The following is a 19,570-nucleotide window of genomic DNA, read 5'->3' on the forward strand; positions in this document are numbered from 1 at the left end:
CGTTCAGTCCCTGACGTGGACGCGGGGAACGTAGAGGATCCACTTGCCACCGGCCCGGCGGAACGCCTGCTCCTTGGCCATGATCTCGTCGGCGTGGTTCCACGCGAAGAGCAGCGCGTAGTCGGCGGTGAGCTCGCCGGCGGGGCGCACCGGGATGTGCGTGCCAGGAGTCAGCCGGCCCTGCTTGGCGGGCGTCGTATCGGTCACCCAGGAGACCAGCTCCGGCCCGATGCCGCAGAAGTTGGTCACGGTCGCGCTCTTGGCGGTCGCGCCGTACCCCACGACCCGCTTGCCGTCCGCCTTCAGCCTGGTCAGCAGCGCGACGAGGTCCTCGCGGACGGCGCGTACGTCGGCGGCGAACCGCTCCAGTCTCGCCATGGTGGCCACGCCGGTCACCTCCTCCTCCGCGATCAGCTCGGCGACCCGGCTGGACGGGGCCCGCCGCCCGGCGCGGGCGATCGTGTAGCGGACCTCGCCACCGTGCACCGGTAGCCGCCGCACATCGACCAGTTCGAAGCCGAACCGCGCGGCGAGTGTCTGCACCGCCCGCGCCGAGAAGAGGAAGAAGTGCTCGTCGTAGATCTGGTCGAAGGAGGTCTTGGCGAGGATGTCACCGAGGTACGGGTCCTCGAACACGAACACGCCGTCCTCGCCGAGCAACGCGTCGACGCCACCGAAGATCGAGTCGAGGTAGGGAATGTGGCAGATCGTGTTGGCCGCGAATATCACGTCGGCGGGCCCGTCCGACGCGCGGATCTCGCGGGCGGTGCCCTCCTCGAAGAAGTCACCTCGCACCCGCAGGCCCTTGGACCGCGCCACGTCAGCCACCTTGCCCGACGGTTCGAAGCCCAGATGCCGTACGCCGGCCTCGTGGACGGTTCGCAGCAGCACGCCGTCGTTGCAACCGATCTCCACCACGAAGGGGTCCGGACCGGTCGCCTCGCCGTCCAGCAGCTCTCGTGCGGTGTCCGTGAAGTGCTTCTGCATCACCGACGAGCCGGACGAATAGTAGGGGTAGTCCTCGCGGAACATGCGCTCGCGGGGAACCTCGGCCATCAACTGCACCATGGTGCAGCCCTGACAGGCTCCCACGGACAGGTGGAAGAAGTACTCCCCGGCAGTCTCCGCACCGGTGAGGAAGTGGTCGGACAGTGGCTGGCGGCCGAGATCGAGAAAGCCCACGACGGTCCTGCCACAGGCCCGGCAGGTGGTCGTCGGTCGATCGGCGGGGGACGCGTCGGTCATCGTGTCTCCTAGAGTGCGGTCAGCACGTCGCGCAGCGTGGCGATGACCTTGTCCTGCACGTCCACCGGCAGTGACGGGTACATCGGAAGGGAGAAGATCTCGCGGGCCAGCCGTTCCGTCACCGGCAGCGCGCCGGTGGCGTACCCGAGGTGGGCGAAGCCCGTCATGGTGTGCACCGGCCACGGATAGCTGATGTTGAGTGAGATGTCATGCTCGGCCAGCCGGTCCAGAATCCGGTCCCGCTCCGGGTGGCGCACCACGTAGACGTAGTAGACGTGGTCGTTGCCGTCGTTGACGGACGGCAGGGTCAGCCCGGTCTTCGCGGCGATGTCGGCCAGACCGTCCGCGTACCGGTCGGCCACCGCGCGGCGCGCGGCGATGTAGGCGTCCAGCCGGCCGAGCTTGCGCCGCAGAATCTCGGCCTGCACCTCGTCCAGGCGGCTGTTGTGGCCGGGCGTCTCCACGACGTAGTAGACCTTGTCCATCCCGTAGTAGCGCAGGCGCCGCAGCCGCTTGTCGACCGCCTCGTCGTCGGTCAGCACCGCGCCGCCGTCGCCGTAGGCGCCCAGGACCTTGGTGGGATAGAAGGAGTACGCGGCCGAGTGGCCCATCGTCCCGGCCAACCGGCCGTGGTGGCGGGCGCCGTGCGCCTGCGCACAGTCCTCGAGGATCAGCAGGTCGTGCTCCCGCGCGAGCCGCTCGAGTGGCTCCATCTCCACACACTGGCCGTAGAGATGCACGGGCAGCAGTGCCTTGGTGTTCGGGGTGATCGCGGCACCGACCTGGTCGACGTCCATCAGGTAGTCACGTTCCCGCACGTCGACGAAGACGGGGACGGCTCCCACCGCATCGATCGCCACGACTGTCGGCGCCGCGGTGTTCGACACAGTGATCACTTCGTCACCCGGCCCGACCCCGAGAGCCTGCAGCGCCACCTTGATCGCGTTCGTGCCGTTGTCGACGGTCACGCAGTGACCTACGCCGTGGTAGGCGGCGTATTCCGCCTCGAACCCCAGCACACTCGCTCCGAGCACGAGGTTTCCCGACTCGAACACCGTCTCCACCGCGTCGAGAAGGTCCGCGCGCTCCTGCTCGTACTCATGAAGGTAGCCCCACACTCGGATGGTCATGATCCCCTCTCCGGATCAGGTCGCCCGCCGCCTGTGCGGGGGTGGCCGAGGCACGCAGCGCCCGGACACTCATGTAGTCGTTGTCCCGCTCAACCCCCAGCGCCTGGCCACTGAGGTACTCAACGCCGTCGATGTAGCTGTACGGCTGCATGAACCCGCCCGCGCGTACGTCCCGGTAGAGGCGGGCGAGCGTGTGGTCAGCGGTGTACGCCGACCCGCCGACCAGCGTCAGGCAGTCGTCGACGATGGCCGGGGCGAGCCGGTTCACGGCCAGTTTGGCGTGCTGGAACGGCGTCATCATCCGCCGCCCGCGCTCGTCCGGATCGCCGGTGAGACGCTCCGAGGCATGCTCCGCGTTGACCAGTGCCATCCCGACCGCCGCCCGGAGCAGGTACAGGTTGGTGTCGATCTCGGTGACCAGCGCCCGTACGCCGGCGGGTGGCTGCGTGCCCCGGCGGCGACATGCCACGAGGGCGAGGTCGCGGGCCGCCTGGGCGATGCCGGCATAGATGCCCAGCATCGTGATCGAGCTGACCGTCTGTCCCGCCAGCACGGCGTCGCGGTGCGCGCCCGCCTGCCCACGCTCGAGAATCTCGTCCGCGGCCACCGGGCAGTCGTCGAAGGCGACGTCGAGGGTTCCGGACGCGCGCATACCGAGCCCGTCCCAGTGCGGCTCCACCGTCAGACCGGGGCTGTCCCGGCGCACGACGGGCACCGACAGCAGGATCGTTCCCGCGCCGTCGCGCTTCTGCGCGTGCACGAAGAAGTGGGTGGCGATCGGCGCCATGCTGACCAGCGTCTTTCGTCCGGAAAGCCGCCAGCCGCCGGCGCTGTCCGGGGTGAGCCGGGTGACCACGCCCGGCGCGTCTTTCAGCGCGCCACAGACGGCGGCCGCACCGGAGGCCATCTGTCGGAGCAGCCGCTCCGCGAGCATGCGTACGGCGGGTGTGCCGTGCCGCCATTCGTAGGTCAGCGTGAGCCCGCGGCTCAGCTGGACATGCAGAGCCAGTGCGGTGGAGGCGTCGGCCTCGGCGAGGCGCATGAGCGCCACCGCGACGTCGTACAGGCTGCTGACACCGAGACCGCCCAGTTCCTCGGGCACGGTCGCGCCCATCAGGCCGAGCTTGGCGAAGTCCGCGAAGGTGGCGACGGGAAAGGCGGCGGCTCGGTCGTGATCCGCCGCGGTGGCGCCGATGCCGGGGAGCAATCCACCAAGTGCGTCGAGCACCGCGTGTCCGGCCGCCGTCGTCGGTGTTCCGAGGTCCCCGACCGCTCCTGAGATTGTCCGCTCCGATGACATCTTCCGCTCCTGTCGCACCGTTTCCGGGGGTGAACAGAATCCTTCGCCGGACGGCGTGCCCATGCGTCGGAACGCCGCGCCAGGCTCACCACCGGTGCGCGCGTCGAGGACCCGACACATCGCGGTCCACCTGGGATTTCGCCGTTCACCGGGGACGATCGCCTGCTTTGGTCACCGCGGGTGGCCAGGTGCCGGCCGCGAGAATACCGAGCGCGTAGGCCTTGGCCACGAGAGCCGTGCGATTCGAGACCCGAAGATGCCGCAGAAGCTTACTGACATGGTATTCGACTCCCTGACGGCTGAGATACACCCTGTTGGCGATACGGATCGTGCATTCGCCGGCGGCGATGCCCTCGATGATCTGCGCGTCAAGTTCGGACAACTGCAGCTCAAGACTCACAACGCGCCCCCATTCCATTGTGGATCTCTCGCATGAGTGGGCGGCAAGCGCGCCGACCCGTTCCGTCACCCGACCGCACAGCGGCAGACCGCACCAGCCGGAACTCCGATGGCGCGCGAATGCCAATCCCGCAAACGACATGTCGATCGACCGCATTGACTAGTGTCGAATCTTACCGGCCACCCATTGAGTGGGCAACCGCCCACACCAGGCGGAGGCCGCGCCCCCACCTCACGACCCGGCCAGCGCCGCCACCGTGCGCATCAGACCTTCGCGCAGTGGCACCGCAGCCCGCCACCCGGTGATCGACGAGAACGCGGCCGGGTCCACGGCCATGCTGTGGAAGTCGGTTCCCTGCGCGTCCGCGGGCGGCGGCACGCAGATCACCGGCACCGGTGATCTCCCGCTCCGCTCCGCCACCAGCGCGGCGATGGCGTGGAAGACCTCGCCGAGCGGCTCGCCCCTCCCCCGGCCGACCGGCCAATGCCGGCCGGCAAGCACATCCGCATGATCGACCGCCGCCACGAGAGCGGCCGCCACATCGTGCACATAGAGCAGTTCGCGCGTGATCCGGCCGTCGTGCCACATGGTCAGCGACTCGCCGGCGAGGGCACGACGGATCATCGTCGACACCACGCCGCGATCGCGGGCCGTACCGGCGGCGACGACCGGACCGAACACCGTGGGCAGGCGGACGGATACACCGTGCAGCAGGCCGGCGACCGACGCCTGCTTCAGCGCGTCCTCGGCCGCCTGCTTCTGCCTGTCGTAGGCGGTCGCGGGCCGATCGGGCTCGCTGCCGTCGATCGGCAACCACGGCGGCGGACCGACCTGGGAGACGGATCCCGCGAAGACGACGGCGGGCGGCCCGTGGCCACCACATCTGGCCGGAAGCACCTCCACCAGCTGGCGCATCACGCCGACGGTCACACCGGCACCCGGATCCGTTCCGACCCCGCGCCACCCCTCGGCGTCCAGCAACAGGTGAACCACGGCGTGCGCGCCCGAGAGCGCCGCCGTCAGGCGTCCCGGATCGGTGAGGTCCGCCGTCACCACCTCGAACACGGCCACCCCGTCGCGTGGGGGTGCAACCGGCCGGCGGGCCACGGCGCGCACGACCACCGGGTACGGCGCCAAAGCCGCCAGCAGCGCGGAACCGATGAAGCCGGAGGCACCCAACACGACGATCAGCGGCCGGGCACCGGGTTCCGCCCGGGTGATCACGGCACGTTTTCCTCGGTACGCCGGTACATCGCCTGCCAGTAGTACGTCCAGGGGACGGTGGCGCCCTCCGCGACGCACGTCCATTCGTCGCCGGGGAGATACGCGGCGAGGAACCTCCGGGACTGGGCCGCGACCGCGCGGTCGTCGTGGATGTCGATGATCTCACGCAACGGCCCGGTACGCAGGGCCAGGTCGACCACGTCGCGGCCTTGCGAGTGTCCGTCCAGGCTCTTGTCCAGATACTTGCCCACCGGATTCTTCACGTACAGGTGGCGGCAGTGGGCGGCGACGAAGCCAAGATAGGCACGGACCGTCTCCGGGTTCATCTCGGCGAACGAGTCGATGTTGACACAGAGATCGAACCGCATGCCGCTCAGCGCGCCGTCGACCTCGTCCGTCGGGTGGAAGTGCACCTTCTTCAGTTGCCCCTCGGTCAGCACGGCTGCCAGATAATTACGCGCGAGATGAAGAGAGTTCTCCAGATCGACGATGTGGTATGCGTCGAGGTCGTGATTGGACAGAATGGTGTGGCAGGTGCGGCCGTACCCGCCACCGATCTCGAGGACCGTCGCACCGTCCAGCGTGACCCGGTCGGCGATGAACTCCAGTTCGAGAACGGCCTGCAGATAGTCGAGACAGACCCGGTCGCCGCCATACGTGACGGTGATCGGATCCCCGACGTCCCGGTTGTCGATGCGGCGCAGCCTGGCACGGTTCGCGTCGCTCAGGCCGGCACTCAGATTGAAGATCAATGTCTTGAGGTACCGGACTCCGTTGAGAGCCGGATCCCAAAGCGCGATCTTGAAATTGACTCCGTTGGACTTGAATCCGGCAAGATCGGCGACTGCCTCGCTCGTCACGTGAGTCTCGTTGTGATGCGCCCAGAGCGGGCTCCTGGCATACCTGTGACCCATCGGCTCTTCCCCGCCATCATCGAAATCCGGCCGGGACCACGCCCGTGCGGGACCAGCCGTCCGAACGCCACGTTACCGAGTCGGTCCGCCTCGGTGACCGACCGAGACTTTCCTCTAGCGGTTCTCCTACTCTTTCCACCGAGCCCGGCGAACAGCTGTTCGGCCGGACCGGCAGGGGGCCTGGAGGGACACGGGTTCAACCCGTCCGGGTGCGGCTCGACGCCGACGGAGCCACCGTCGACCGCTGGTACGACTCGTCGCCGGATCGGGTCGGGCCGGTCTCCCGGGCACGCGGCCTGTGACGTGGGAGGTCGCTGACCGGGACTGATGGGTAGGCGATTGATTTGGCGGCCGCTGAGCAACCGGAGGGGCGGCGCCCGCCCGAACCTCGGGCGGGCGCCGCGGCGTAGCTGGTCCGTGTCACGCCGCGACCACCCGGCCCCGGGTCACCACCCCGACCTCGATCACCCCGGACTCCGACTGGTCAGCCTGCGGATGGGACGGTCCATGAGGACCGGATCAGCTCCCGCTCGGCCGCGGCGAGGTGGGCGGTCACGGCGAGCCAGGCCCAGGCGTACCGGTCCGGGTCGGGGTCGGTACGCCGGCCGAACGCGTCCCGGCCGCCCCGGGCGGACTCGTCGGCGAGCGCGGTGGCCACCGCGGCGGCGGTGGTGAAGCCGGCACGGCGCAGCGGACCGGCCAGCCCGGCGGCGTCGCCGCGGGCCGCCTCGGCGACGGCGCGGCGACCGCCGGAGACGGCCAACTCCACCAGCCGGCGGACCCGCCACAGCGGGGACTCCGCGACCGTGTCGGCGCCGACGGCGAGTACCGGTTCGGCCATCGCGGCCGGGTCGCGCGGCGGCAGGTGGCCGCCCTGGAGCTCGTCGTAACCGAGATCCGCCCGGCCGTGCCAGTCCGGTGGCAGCCGCAGCGTCCCGGCGGCACCGGGCACCGGGCCGACCACGAGCGGGTGCAGCGTGCTGGCCCGGTCCGGGTCGAGCCGGCCGACCACCCGGATCCGCAGGCCCGGCCGGGACGCGAGTCGCCGCAGGTTGGCCACGTGGGCCAGCACCGGGTGGGAGTTGGCCGGCACCAGCCGGATCACCGGCCCGTCCGGCACCGGTGCCCGGTCCGGTCCGGCGTCGGTGGCGGGGGCCAGTTCGCGGGCCAGCAACTGGTCGCCGGCGGCACCGACCACCATCAGGTCGCAGCCGATGAGCGCGGTCCCGGCCCGGGCCGGATCCTCCGGGTCGTCGGCGGCGAGTTGGGCGGTGACCACCTCGGCGAGCGGGCGGGCGAACAGGTCCGCCAGCGGTCCGGCGGACCAGTCCGTGCCGGGGATCGGGGTGGCCCGGACCCCCTTGCCGGCACCGAGCCGGCCGTCCGGGGCGACGGTGGTACCGGTGATCCGCAGGCCGCCACGGGCCAGCACGGCGTGGTTGACCGCGACCGCGCCCATCTCGGTGACCGCCCGGGCGCAGTCCTGTGCCCGGTCCGGGCCGCCCGGTTTCACGTCGCCGAAGGAGAGCCGGCGCCCGTCGGCGGCGACCAGGTGGGTGACCACCCCGGCGTACCCGGTCGCGCTGATCACCGGTTCCCGGCAGACGCCGTACACGTCCAGGGTGCCGTCCGGCTGGTAGGCCCGCCGGAGGATGCCGACCAGCGCCGGATCGGGGTCGCCGGCGGCGAGCCGGCCGGCGACGTACAGCAGGTCGTGCAGCACCTCGACCAGGTCGGCGAGCCGGTGGCCGGTCTGTCGTTCCCGGTGCGCGCGCAGGCCGCGTACGGCGCGCAGCGCGGCGCTCTCCGCGCGTGGCAGGCCGGCCAGCCGGGCGCCGTGGGCGGCCCGCAACAGTTCGGCCTGGGGGACGGCGCCGGCGGCGGGCACGCCGGCCGCGAGGACCGCGGCGGCCGCCCGCCACAGCGCCTCGGCGGCGGCCCGTTGCGCCTTCGTCGGTGCCGTGTTCCGCCCGGCGGCCGCGCCCGCCGTCTTCCCGGTCCGCCGGGTCCGGCCGGTGGCCGCACCGGCGCTGTCCGAAGTCGACGGTCCAGCGGAGGTGGACGCCGGATCGGGGTGGGTGGCCCGGTCGGCGACCGGGCAGGCGACCAGGACCGCGGTCCGGTGCAGGCAGCGGGGCGTCAACAGGCAACTGCACCGCGCCTGGTCCGGATCGGTGACCGCGCCGGTCGGTCCGGGGGTCAGCGTGACCAGTGCCTCGGGGCCGCAGTCGACCGACACGCCGCCGTCGACCCGGCCGACCGGTACGCCGGCCAGTCGTTCGACGGTGGCGTCCAGGCGCTTGTGCAGCCGGGGTGGCAGGGCCGCCACCGCGGCGGCTGCCACCCCGGGCAGCACCGGCGGCAACCGGTCGGTGTCCACGGCGGTGGCTGTACGGTCCGTCAACGTGATCCTCCGCGGATGCGGTCGCCCACCCAGCGGGCGAGTTCGAGCGGGCTGAGAGCGGCGATCGGCATCCCGGCCGCGGCGAGCTGCTCGGCGACCGGTACCGAGTAGCAGGGCACTCCCCTGTCGTCCAGCGCGGCGCAGCCGAGCAGATGCAGGCCGGAACCGGCCAGCGTGCGGACCTCGCCGAGCAGGCCGGCCAGCGGGTAGCCCTCCTCGAAGTCGCTGACGACGGCGACGATGGTGCGGCTCGGCACGGTCACCAGCGAGCGGGCGTGGGCCAGTGCGGCGGCGATGTGGGTGCCGCCACCGACGCGCACCTCGAGCAGCAGCGACAGCGGGTCGTCGACCCGGTCGGTCAGGTCGACCACCTCGGTGGAGAAGGCGAGGAAGTGGGTGGACAGGGTGGGCACCCCGGCCAGTACGGCGGCGGTCAACGCCGACCACACCACCGACGCCTCCATCGAGCCGGACACGTCGACGACCAGCACCAGCCGCCAGTCGGCTTCGGTGCGGGTGCGGGTGTTGAAGACCGGGCGTTCCGGCACCACCACCGTCCGCCCGTCGCCGAGCCGCTGGGTGTGCGCCAGGTTCGCCCGCAGCGTACGGGCGAGGTTGATCCGGCCGCCGGGACGGCGGGACGGACGCGGGTTGGTCAGCCCGGTCAGCGCCGGCCGCATCTGGGTGGCCAACTGTCTGGTCAGCTCCTCGACCAGCCGCCGGACCAGTGGCCGTAGCTTGGCCAGCTGCGCCTCGGGCAGGCCACCGGCCAGCGACAGCACCGAGGTCAGCAGTTCCATCGAGGGGCGTACGGCCGCCGGGTCCAGTTCGGTGAGCACGTCGGTACGGCCGTTCTCGGCCGCCCGGGCGATGACCTCCTCGCGTACCGCGGTGCCGAACAGCGCCTCGAGTTCGTCGGCCCACTCGCGGGCGGTCGGGAAGGAGGCTTCCTGGCCGCCACCGGCCGCCTGGCCGAGGTCGGTGGCGCCCTCGCCCTGCCCCGCCCCGTAGAGCTCGTCCAGGGCGCGGGCGTAGCGGCGGGCGTCGGCCGGCAACCGGTCGGGTTGGCGGCCGAGCAGCAGCCGCCACCGGTCCCTGGGGGCGATCCGGGCGGTCGGCGTGTCCGGCCCGGCCGCGGAACCGGCGTCGACCACGGCTCGCGGGTCGGTCGTCGACGGGTCCGGGATCGGGATGTGGCGGGTGGCCAGGGCGGCCCGGCCGGCCGCGTCGGCGGCGGCCCAGGAGGCCAGCAGCTCGGGCGGGGCGGACAGGGTCAGATCGAGCCGGTCGCCGAGCCGTTCGCCGACGGTGTGCAGCATCCGGTCCCGGGCCGCCGGGGTGAGCACGTCGAAGCCGCCACGCAGCGCCGGCAGCCGGTCCAGGAAGTCGGCGTCGGTGAGCCTCTCGATCCGCTCCAGCAGCGGGTTCAGCGCGGCCGGGGCGGACTGCAGCAGCGGGTGTGCCGCGGTGAGCAGACCACCGAGCAGCCGGCGCAGGTGTCGCCGGGTGTCCGGTCCGGTCGCCGCGTCGATCCAGCCGGCCACCCGGCTGCCCAGGGTTTCCGGGCCGGTCAGTTCGAGCAGCACCCGGGCGGCCAGGGCGGCGCCCTGGATCAGCGGCGAACCGGCCCGGGCCAGGTGGTCGAGCGCCTCGTCCAGGCGTAGGCCGATCCGTTCCTCGCCGGCCCGGACCGCGAGGTCGACCAGCGCGGCCGCGTCGGCCGCGGTGTCGCTGCCGGCCAGGCCGGGCAGCCCGCGGACCGCCGCGTCCAGCAGCACGACGGCCAGCTCGGCCGCCCGGGCCCGGCCGTCGACCGTGGTGCCGGGCAGGTGTTCCCGGCGCAGCGCCTCCAGCAGGTCGAGTGCGGCCAGCAGTTCGGGCAGCGTACCGGTGCCCGGCAGCACCGCGGCGGCCAGCTCGAGCCGGTCGGTGACCAGCTCGGGCAGGTCGCACCGGGCGGCGTCGCGTAGCCCGGTGAGGAGCTGTGCGCCGGTGGGGCCGCCCTCGGCGGCCTCCCGGCGGAACCGCTCCCGCAGGGTGCCGGCCGCGGCCAGCGCCGCGGTCACCCCGCGTACGCCGACCAGGTCCAGCCGCGCCGCCACCGACGGCGTCCAGGCCAGTTGCCAGCGGGTGGTCAGGGCGGCACCGTCGCCGGTGCCGGAGACCGCGATCGGCTCCCCGTAGCCGACGCCGCAGACCTGGAGGCGTTGCAGCAGGATCTCTCTGCGTCCGTCCAACTCGGTACGCAGCGGGTCCAGCCGGACCTCGCGGGACTTGGGGCTGTCCGGGTTGGGCAGCCGGAGCCCGCCGAGTTCCGCCTCGACGGCGGGGCCGAGCCCGGACCGGGGCGTACCGGGGGCGATCCGGCCCCGTTCGGCGCCGACCAGCACGGTTTCCAGCGCCTTGGCCAGTGCCCGGCCCCGGCCGAGCAGTTCACCCTGGCCGAGCACGGTGGTCACCGCCTCCAGCACCTCGCCCCGGCCGGGGGCGGGCAGGTCCCGCAGCCGGGCCAGGTCGTCGGCGAGCCGCACGGTCTCGGCGGCCTCACCGGTGCCGGCGGTGTGCCCGGCCCGGCGGAGTTCCCGGCACAGGTCGGTGACCGCCCGGGCGGCGGCGGCCCGGATCAGTTCCGGGTCGCCGGCGGCGGTGAGGACGAGCTGCTGCCAGCGCGGGTCGCGGATTCCGGCCGGGTAGCCGGAGCGGGAGTCGAGCAGGTCGAACGCGTACGGCACCAGCGAGGTGGTCGCCGGGGTACCGCCATCGGTGGTGTCCGGCCCGGACCGGTCCGGACGGTCCGGGGCGGCCAGCAGGGCCGGGGCGTGGAAGGCGCCGATGACGGCGGCGACCCGCCGGCCGTCCGCGCCGGCCTGTGCCAGCACCTGGCGCATGTGCCGCTCGCGGGCCAGGTCCCGGGCCGGTACGCCGTCGCCGCCGGCGTTGTCGGTACGCATCGCCCAGCCGATGCCGAGGGCGGCCCGGCGGACCGCCTCGGGCGGGCAGCCGGGGGCGCGGACCTCGACCACCCGGTCCCACAGGTCGTCGCCGTCGCGGCCGGTGCCGCTGGCGCTGAGCGCGGCGGCGTAGGACCGGCGCGGGCCGGGCAGTGGTTCACCGGCGTCCGGGTCGGTGGTGTCGGCGGTCCAGCCGGGGTCGGCCAGCGGCAGGTCGCAGCAGACGACCTCGACGCCGCGCTGCCGGGCCCAGCGGATCGCGGCCAGTTCCGGGGAGAAGTCGGCGAACGGGTAGAAGCCCATCGGCCCGTCCGCGCCGTGGCTGCCGACCAGGGCCAGCGGAGCCTTCGCGGCCGGGTCGGACAGGTACGGCAGCCAGCGCTGGAAGTCGGCCGGCAGTTCGATGCAGACGACCTCGGCGCCGGCGGCGTCCAGCAGTGCCGGAACCACCGCGGCCAGAGCCGGGCTGTGATGCCGCACCCCGATCAGGTAGGGCCGGACCGAACCGGCGAGGGCGTCGACGACGGCTCGCGGGTCGGCCGTCGTCGGCGGGGCCGTCGACGGGCTGGCCGCCACCGGGTCGGCGGTCGGCGGGGCCGTGTCGGTCGCCGTGCTGGACAGGGTCGTCACCGCAGGCTCTCCCGCAGGTCCCAGAGCCGGCGCCACATCGCCGAGCCGTCCTCGGCGCGGCGGCGGACCGGGCCGTCCCAGTAGCCGAGCAGCCGGGCGTGGTCGTTCTCGTCGTCCTTGCGTACCACGCCGAGCAGGTGCCCGGGCACCAGGTCGAGCGCGTCCCCGCCGGGCAGGTACGCGGCGGCCAGACCGAGCGACACCGTCACCTGCACCGCCTCGGCGGTCGACATCGCCGTGCCGGGCCGTTCCACGTCCCAGCCCTCGCCCGATCGGCCGGAACGCAGGTCGCGGAACACGGTGACCAGGGCGTCCAGGACCGAGTCGTCCACCGCGTACGTCGCGCCGGCGCGCTGCACGGCGGCGGTGGCCTGCCGGCGGACCAGGTCGGTCTCGGTGTCCGCGTCCGCGATCGGGTGGATCGTCTCGAAGTTGAACCGGCGCTTCAGCGCCGAGGACATCTCCGACACGCCCCGGTCCCGCAGGTTGGCGGTCGCGATCACGGTGAACCCGGGCACCGCCCGGATCAGGCCGTCGCCGGTGCCGGCCAGCTCCGGCACGTTCATCCGCCGGTCGGACAGGATCGACACCAGCGCGTCCTGCACCTCGGGCAGGCAGCGGGTGACCTCCTCGATCCGGGCCACCCGGCCGGTGCGCATCGCGGTCAGCACCGGCGAGTCGACCAGCGCCTGCGGGGTCGGCCCCTGGGCGAGCAGCAGTGCGTAGTTCCAGCCGTACCGGAAGGCGTCCTCGGTGGTGCCGGCGGTGCCCTGCACCGTCAGCGCGCTGGTGCCGCAGACCGCGGCGGCCAGCAGCTCGGACAGCATGGACTTGGCGGTTCCGGGCTCGCCGACCAGCAACAGGCCCCGCTCGCCGGCGAGGGTGACCACGCACCGCTCGACCAGGCTCCGCTCACCGACGAACTTCGGCGAGATGGTCATGCTGGCCGGCAGTTCGGTGCCGTCCGGGCCGGTGCGCCGGCCGGCGGGCAGCTTCAACGCCTCGCCGTCGCTGCCCCGGATGAAGGTGACCACGGCACGCGGGGTCAGCGCCCAGCCCGGTGGCCGGGCCCCGTCGTCGTACGCGGCCAGGAAGACCAACTCGTCGGCGTAACGTTGTTCGGCCGAAAGGACCTGGGCGGCGGTCTCCGGCGGGCGGACGTGTTCCGTCACGGTCACTTGTGTTCCTCGATCTCTCTGGTTCCGGGTGGGGTGTTCGGGACAGGGTCGGGTCAGCGGCGGTTGCCGCGGGTGGGCAGGTTTTCGAAGCGGGGCCGGTCGCCGTCGCGGAGGCGTTGCCAGGCCCGCCGGTAGAGGTCGGCGACGGGTTCGAACGGCACGGTCACGCCGAGCCCGGCCGTACCGTCGGGGGCGAGATCGAACAGGGCGACCTTCCATGCCTCGATCGGCGCCTGCCCGCTGCCGCGCTCCAGCCACGGGCCGGGCAGGAACAGCGACCGGCCGGCCCGGGGCCGGCTGGCCTCGATGACCAGGTCGGTGCCGGCCAGTTCGGCGCGGGCCGCCTTCAGCCGGGCCGGCTTCCAGCCGGTCCACTTCGCCGTGTTGCGATCGGTCGGGTCCGGCATGGCCAGCAGCATCAGGTACGTCGCCGCCGCGTCGGCGCCCAGGCCGTGTCTCCCGGCGACCTCGGCGACCAGGTCGGCCACCGACCGGGTCGGGTCCTGCGGCCACCAGGTCCCGTCCGCCGCCGGCGCGCCGCCGTCCGGCTGCCCCGGATCGCCGAGCAGCGCCGCGAACCGCGGGTCGCGGACCAGGCGCAGTGCCACCTCCGTCGGGTACGGCTTGGCCGCGTCGCCCCGCAGCGCCGGCAGGTACGGGTCCGTCCCGGCGGCGTCGAGCAGGTCGGGCCGCAGTGCGGGCGACGGTTGGCTGTCGTGGGTGGCCAGGACGATGGCGCCGTACCGTTCCCAGCCCGGTCCGGTCTCCGACGGGCTGCCCGCCACCTGGCGGAACGCGGGCAGGGAGACGTACTGGTCGAGGTCGAGCAGCAGGTCGGGGTTGGCCAGCCGGTCGCGCAGCGCACCCAGTGCGGCCGGCAGCGCGGCCCGGCACGGCTCACCGGCCGGCGTGTGGTGGGCGACCCAGGCCGCCAGGGCAACCGTGCCGCGCAGCACCCGGCCGGTGAAGCCCGCTCCCGCGCCGTCGACCGGCAGTGCCCGGTCGCCCTTGATCCGGAAGGCCAGGTCGGTGCTCAGCTCGACCGAACGGGCCGGGTCGAGCAGGGCCGGTAGCGCCTTCGCGGGTCCCCAGTCGGTGCGGACCGCGCGCACCGCCTCGGCGAGCAACTGTTCGGGCACCATCACCCGTCGCCCCACGGCGGCGTTCCAGACCGCCGCGGCGGCGGCCACGTCCGGACCGTCGGTCCACAGCCGGGCCGGGTCGTCCGGCACCAGTGCCGACACCACGGCCCGCCGGACCTGCGAGTTGGCCTCCCTGAGCACTCCGAAGGCCAGGTTGAGCTCGCCGACCTGCCGGACCCCGAGCGCCTTGCGCAACCCGGTCGGCACGGTGCTCTCCGAGTCGGCGTACGGCAGGCCGGACAGCACCAGCTTCGCGGCGGTGGGGGTGACGCCGGTCAGCTCGGAGAACAGCTCGGCGGCTTCCGGTCGCCAGGACAGCGGGCCACGCGCGGCCCACTCGGTGCGGAAGCCGGCCAGCCAGCCGGCCGGCCGTTCGTCACCGACCGGCGCCGAGGACTGCACCGTGTACGGCTCGGGCACGGCGAACACGCCGGCCGGGTCGTGGTACAACGCGTCGAAGGAGTAGCCGGTGGACGTGCCGCTGGAGTCGAGGATGGCGATGAACACCCCGTCGGACAACGGCAGGATGCCCGGTCCGGGATACCGGCGCGAGCCGTCGGGGTTGTTCAGGTCGTCGTCGAGCAGGTGCAGCGTGAACCGGCGCCACATGGCCGGTTCGGCCGCCGTGCTCAGGTCGAGCCGGTCCAGCTCGGTGAGCAGGGCGCCCAGCGTCTCGCGGTGTTCGTCCGGCGTGACCGCCGCGACGGCCCGGTAGGCCACGGCCGCGACACCGCCGAGCAGGGGCCACCAGTTCAGGCCGTTCGGCAGCGACGGCCCGTCGAGGTGCAGCCGTACGGCGGGTTCGCCGCCGGTGGCGGCGGACCGCTGGGCGGTGATCGCCTGGAACTGGGTGAAGACGTGGACCGCCCTGCCCGCCCCGTAGGCCGAGCCACGCAGGCCGTCCAGCGCCATGTTGAGCTGCTCGTCGGTGGGTCCGGTCACGCCGGCCGTCGGCTTCACCGTCTTCGGGGCGGACAACGACCTGGTGAGCCGCTCGGTCAGCGCGTCCAGGTCGGTACGTACCCGGGCGGCCAGCCGCAGCACCCCGGTCACCCCGGCGATCAGCGCGTCGTGGCTGACCGTCGGCAACGTCGAGCGGACCAGCTCGACCAGCGCGTCCTTGTCGGGTTCGCCGGCGGATGCTCCGGAGCCGGAGGTGCCGGTCGGTGCGACGACCGCCGGGACGGCGGCGACGAGGCCGGTGCTGGCCCGGGTGGCGGTGGTCGACCGGGATCGGGTCGCCGCCTGGGTCGCGGCCCGCGCGGCCTGTTCGGCCAGGACGGCGCGGTGTTCGTCGAGGGCCACCTTCAGCAGCACGCCGGCGACGTCCCGGTCCATCCGGCGCAGGGCGGCGGAGCCGGCCGGGTCCCGGGCCAGCATGGCGCCGAGGAACCGCTCTCCCGGCAGCGGAAGCGCGTCGGGGTGGTCGTCCCGGGTGGTCGACGGTCCGACGACGGTGCACACCATCCCGTCCGGGTCGACCAGGACGAGTCCCTTGAGGACGGCCCGCGGCCGGTCGTCGCCGGGCAGCACCAGCGCCGCGATCGGCTCCCGTCCGGCGGCCACGGTGACGGTACGACCGGCCAGGTCCTCGCCGCGTACCGAGCCGTCCGGCAGCGTGACCACCCGCCAGCCGAGCAGTCCGTCCACCGGTACGGCGGCCGGGGTGGCCCGGTCGGACAGGGCCGGCCGCAGCCAGCTGGCCGACTCCTGGAGGTGGCCGCCCTCTGCCGGCAGGTCGGCCAGGAACCGGGGCAGGCCGCGCCGGCCGTGGGTGTTGCCGGCCGGGTCGTACTCGCGCCAGCCGAAGCTGTCGTCGTCCTCGCCCCGGCGGTACACCCAGTGGGAGGCGCCGTCGGTGATGACCGGTACCTCGGACGGGACCGCGGTGTCACCGACGTGCAGTACGCCGTCGCCGGTGGTCCGCCCGCCGCCGGCCAGTGGCAGGGTGACCCCGTTCCCGCGCGGCCGGTTGCCGCGGCGCCCGCTCTGGATGGGCTGCGGCTCGCCGGGCGACGAGTGCCAGTAGCCGCGCGGGTCGTAGCCGAGGGACTGGGAACTCCAGTAGACCAACAGGTGGCCGTCGACGTAGTGGTAGCCGGGCTGCCCCCACATGTCGCCGGCCGGGATACGCAGGTCGTGGCGCAGCACGATGCCCTCGGCGCCGATCACGCGCACCGTGGTCGGCCCGCCCAGGATCACGTACGGCCAGGCTTCCTGCCGGGTCACCTCGACCCGGCGGTCCCCGCCGGTCACCTCCTGCCAGGCCAGCTCCCAGTCCGGCCAGCCCAGCTCGTCGATGATCCCGCCGCGCAGGCTGCGGGCGACGTGCTCGGCGAGGTCGATGTCGAGGGCCTGCCCGAGGTCGCCCTCCGGCCCGCCGTCACCGGGCCGGACGGGGTCGTCGGAGACCAGGCGCAGCGCCTCGACCGGGAGCCTGCCCAGCCAGTCCACCGACTGCGGAAGGTACGGCAGCCCGACGGCGAGGCGGTCGCGGACCCGGGCCCGCAGCCAGTCGGTCAGCATCGGCCGGACGCCCGGCGTGTCGACCAGCCGGTGCAGGGCGTGCGGCTGGTTGTCGAACTGGTCGAGGCCCCGGCGCAGGGCCCCGGTGAACCGGTCGTCGCCGGCCACGGCGAGCAGATCCCGCTCTCCCCCGCCCTTGGTCCAGCTCGCCAGGTCCAGGATGTCGCGCTCCTTCGGCGCGGCAACCGGGAGCTCGCGGGCGAGCAGCAGGTCGAGCAGGTCCAGGTCGCCGTCAGCGTCGAGGGTCTCGCCGCTGCCGGCCAGCTCGGCGCGCAGCCGGTCGGCCATCCGCTCGACGAGCGGGTACAGTTCCGCCACCCGGTGGCGGTGGTGGCCGGAGTTGGCCCGGCTCACGAAACGGCGCAGCCAGCCGACGGAGCCGTCCTGTGGGCGGGCCGGGTCCGGCACGTCCGGGTCGAACAGTCCGTCGAGCGCCCCGGTGTCGGTCAACAGGGCCAGCCAGGGGACCAGATTGTCCCGGTCGACGGGCATCAGGTCGAGCAGGCTGCCGCGGATCGCCGGGTCGCGGCCGGCCAGCTCCGTCAACGCCGGCAGGTGCGCCTTCCACCAGCCGGGTGGCGCCTCGGCCGCCACCGGCAGCCGGATCAGCTCGGTCAGATAGGCCGCCGCACGGTCGGCGACGGCGGCGGCGCCCGTACCGGCGGCCTTCGTCGCGGTCCGGACCAGCCGGTTCACCGTGCTGGCCGACTGCGTGGACGGCACCACGCCGGCGGCCGCGGCCCGCAGCGCCAGCCGGCAGAACCGCTCCAGCGCCTCGTCGGGTGGCAACTGGGCGGACAACTCCTTCGCGTGGCCGGCCAACGCGGTCGCGGACACCACCCTGGCCGCCGCGAACTCCACGTAGACCTCGTCGAGCCGGGTCAGGTCGACCGGCAGGCCGTGCTGCGCCTCCGCCTTGCGCGCCTTGTTGAACAGCTGCGTCGCGTAGGTGTCCTGCCCGGCGGCCAGGAACACCCGTGCCGCCTGCTCGAAGAACGTCGGCAGGAGGTGCGGCAGCGTACGGGCGAACCGGTCGGCGACGGCCTGGTGCCCGTCCAGGGCGGCCTTCGGCCGCGACCGGACCTGCTTGGCCAGCTTCTGCAACTCCGGCACCACCGCCAGCGCGTGCCGGCCGTCGGCCGGGTGGTGTACGAGCACCCACTCCGGGAAGGCCAACGGGCGGCGCAGGCCCAGCCCGACGACGGCCGGCTCGGCACCCGGTGCCAGGCCGAGGAACCCGACGGCGATGTCCTCGCCCTCGCCTAGGGCGGCGTCGACCAGGCGGACCACCGGCCGGTCGTCGAGGGCCGGGTGCCGGTAGGTGCGGGCGGTGAGCGGCACCGCCCGGTCGCCGGCCACGGCGGTGTCGGCCGGCAGCACCGCGCCGGCGGCCAGCAGGCTGTCGGTCGACTCCTCGCCCGACCCGGTCGTCATCCCGGTCACGACTGCTCCCCCGTTCCCGTCAGGGCGCCGGACAACGCCGTCGCCATCCGCATTCCTTCCGACCAGGCCACCGGCCCGACGTCGGTCAACCGCAGCATCGGTCCCTCCACCACCGACCAGGAGAGGGTGCCCAGGGTCGCCTCGGAGTCCCAGTAGTCCTCGTCGAACCAGATGGCGGCCTCGACCGTGTGGCCGGCCTCCCAGACCCGGCACCTGACCTGTGAGCCGGAGACCCGGAAGCCGAGGGTGGCGGCCCGGGTGGCCAGCCGGTTGGGGACCGTGGTGCCGCGGAAGTCGGTGATCGTGGTGTCCCGGTCCTTCAGGTTGGCGGGCCTGTCCCAGGTGCCCCGGTGCAGTTGCTCGACCCGCTGGGTCACGTCCAGTTCGCCGGCGAACTCGCGCAGGTCGGCCAGGTCGGGCAGGCGCACCGGGTGGGGCAGTACGGCGCTGGCCGGCGAGAGCCGGACGGTCTCCCCGTCGAGGTTGACCACGCGCAGGTCGCCGGTGTCGGTGACGTCCCGCAGGAAACCCGGCTCGGCCGGGTCGTCCCCGAGCACCACGAGGTCGCGCAGCGCGTCCCGCCAGGCCGGGTCCGGCCAGATCCGGGCCAGCAGCCCGGTCGGCACCGGCAGCGAGGACACCACCCAACCGTCGACCCGGGCCAGGCATTCCGCGCTGTGCCGGTCCAGCCACTGGGCGAGTTGGCGCAGCCGGTCCACCTCGGGGTCGTCCCGCAGCACCTTCGGCAGGGTCTTCAGTGGACGGCCGGTGGCCCGCGGGCCGGTGGCCCGGGCCGCCACCTTTCCGTCCACCAGAGAGATCTCGTACGAGTCTCCCACCGGTAACCAGCCCATCAGGAACACCCTCCGCAGTGGCAAATAGCTATATTTCGGAAGCAATCGGCCGTGATCAACGACGCAGCGCACGCTAACAGTAGTGACCGACACAACAGGGACCCGTTGGCGGGAGAAGCACGACCGGGCCGGCGGGGCCGGGAGGACGGGACCCGTGGGAGTCGCAGGTCCGACCCGGTCGGGGTGCACTGCGCGCGGTCAGGGGCGGCCCGACGGGAGGCCGAGGCGG

11 protein-coding genes are annotated in these 19,570 nt (G+C 73.5%); all 11 read right to left on the bottom strand.

Annotated elements, in window-relative coordinates; translation table 11 throughout:
* Positions 1 to 3 precede the first annotated feature (3 nt).
* Positions 4 to 1,245, bottom strand: a complete 1,242-nt coding sequence (locus tag AB0M79_RS33445) for a class I SAM-dependent methyltransferase (protein WP_364221838.1) — start codon at positions 1,243 to 1,245, stop codon at positions 4 to 6.
* An 8-nt stretch (positions 1,246 to 1,253) separates the two neighbouring features.
* On the bottom strand, positions 1,254 to 2,375 hold the full coding sequence (locus tag AB0M79_RS33450; RefSeq protein ID WP_364221841.1) for a DegT/DnrJ/EryC1/StrS family aminotransferase: 1,122 nt from the start codon (positions 2,373 to 2,375) through the stop codon (positions 1,254 to 1,256).
* Positions 2,344 to 3,603 (bottom strand): acyl-CoA dehydrogenase family protein, encoded by a 1,260-nt coding sequence (locus tag AB0M79_RS33455; RefSeq protein WP_364221844.1) that lies wholly within the window; start codon positions 3,601 to 3,603, stop codon positions 2,344 to 2,346. The genes AB0M79_RS33450 and AB0M79_RS33455 overlap by 32 nt, the downstream gene beginning before the upstream one ends.
* A gap of 217 nt (positions 3,604 to 3,820) precedes the next feature.
* A complete protein-coding gene (locus AB0M79_RS33460; protein WP_364221847.1) occupies positions 3,821 to 4,231 on the bottom strand; it encodes a LuxR C-terminal-related transcriptional regulator in 411 nt (136 codons plus the stop codon).
* Positions 4,232 to 4,306: 75 nt separating this feature from the next.
* Entirely contained in the window at positions 4,307 to 5,299 is a 993-nt protein-coding gene (locus AB0M79_RS33465; protein WP_364221850.1) for an NAD-dependent epimerase/dehydratase family protein, read from the bottom strand.
* On the bottom strand, positions 5,296 to 6,213 hold the full coding sequence (locus AB0M79_RS33470; protein ID WP_364221853.1) for a putative sugar O-methyltransferase: 918 nt from the start codon (positions 6,211 to 6,213) through the stop codon (positions 5,296 to 5,298). The genes AB0M79_RS33465 and AB0M79_RS33470 overlap by 4 nt, the downstream gene beginning before the upstream one ends.
* A gap of 484 nt (positions 6,214 to 6,697) precedes the next feature.
* The gene (locus tag AB0M79_RS33475; RefSeq protein WP_364221856.1) at positions 6,698 to 8,617 is read right to left on the bottom strand and encodes a hypothetical protein; all 1,920 of its coding nucleotides are present in this window, start codon (positions 8,615 to 8,617) and stop codon (positions 6,698 to 6,700) included.
* Positions 8,614 to 12,198 carry a DUF5682 family protein gene (locus tag AB0M79_RS33480; protein WP_364221859.1) on the bottom strand — a complete coding sequence of 1,195 codons (3,585 nt, stop codon included), beginning with the start codon at positions 12,196 to 12,198 and terminating at the stop codon, positions 8,614 to 8,616. The genes AB0M79_RS33475 and AB0M79_RS33480 overlap by 4 nt, the downstream gene beginning before the upstream one ends.
* The gene (locus AB0M79_RS33485; protein ID WP_364221862.1) at positions 12,195 to 13,376 is read right to left on the bottom strand and encodes an AAA family ATPase; all 1,182 of its coding nucleotides are present in this window, start codon (positions 13,374 to 13,376) and stop codon (positions 12,195 to 12,197) included. Before AB0M79_RS33485 ends, AB0M79_RS33480 begins: the two co-directional genes overlap by 4 nt.
* 53 nt (positions 13,377 to 13,429) lie before the next feature.
* Positions 13,430 to 18,487: a hypothetical protein gene (locus tag AB0M79_RS33490; protein ID WP_364221865.1), complete on the bottom strand. Its 5,058-nt coding sequence runs from the start codon at positions 18,485 to 18,487 to the stop codon at positions 13,430 to 13,432.
* On the bottom strand, positions 18,484 to 19,341 hold the full coding sequence (locus AB0M79_RS33495) for a DUF4132 domain-containing protein (protein WP_364221868.1): 858 nt from the start codon (positions 19,339 to 19,341) through the stop codon (positions 18,484 to 18,486). Before AB0M79_RS33495 ends, AB0M79_RS33490 begins: the two co-directional genes overlap by 4 nt.
* Between the last annotated feature and the right edge of the window lie 229 nt (positions 19,342 to 19,570).

The sequence above is a fragment of the Polymorphospora sp. NPDC051019 genome (assembly GCF_040683055.1).
Taxonomy (GTDB): Bacteria; Actinomycetota; Actinomycetes; order Mycobacteriales; family Micromonosporaceae; genus Polymorphospora; species Polymorphospora lycopeni.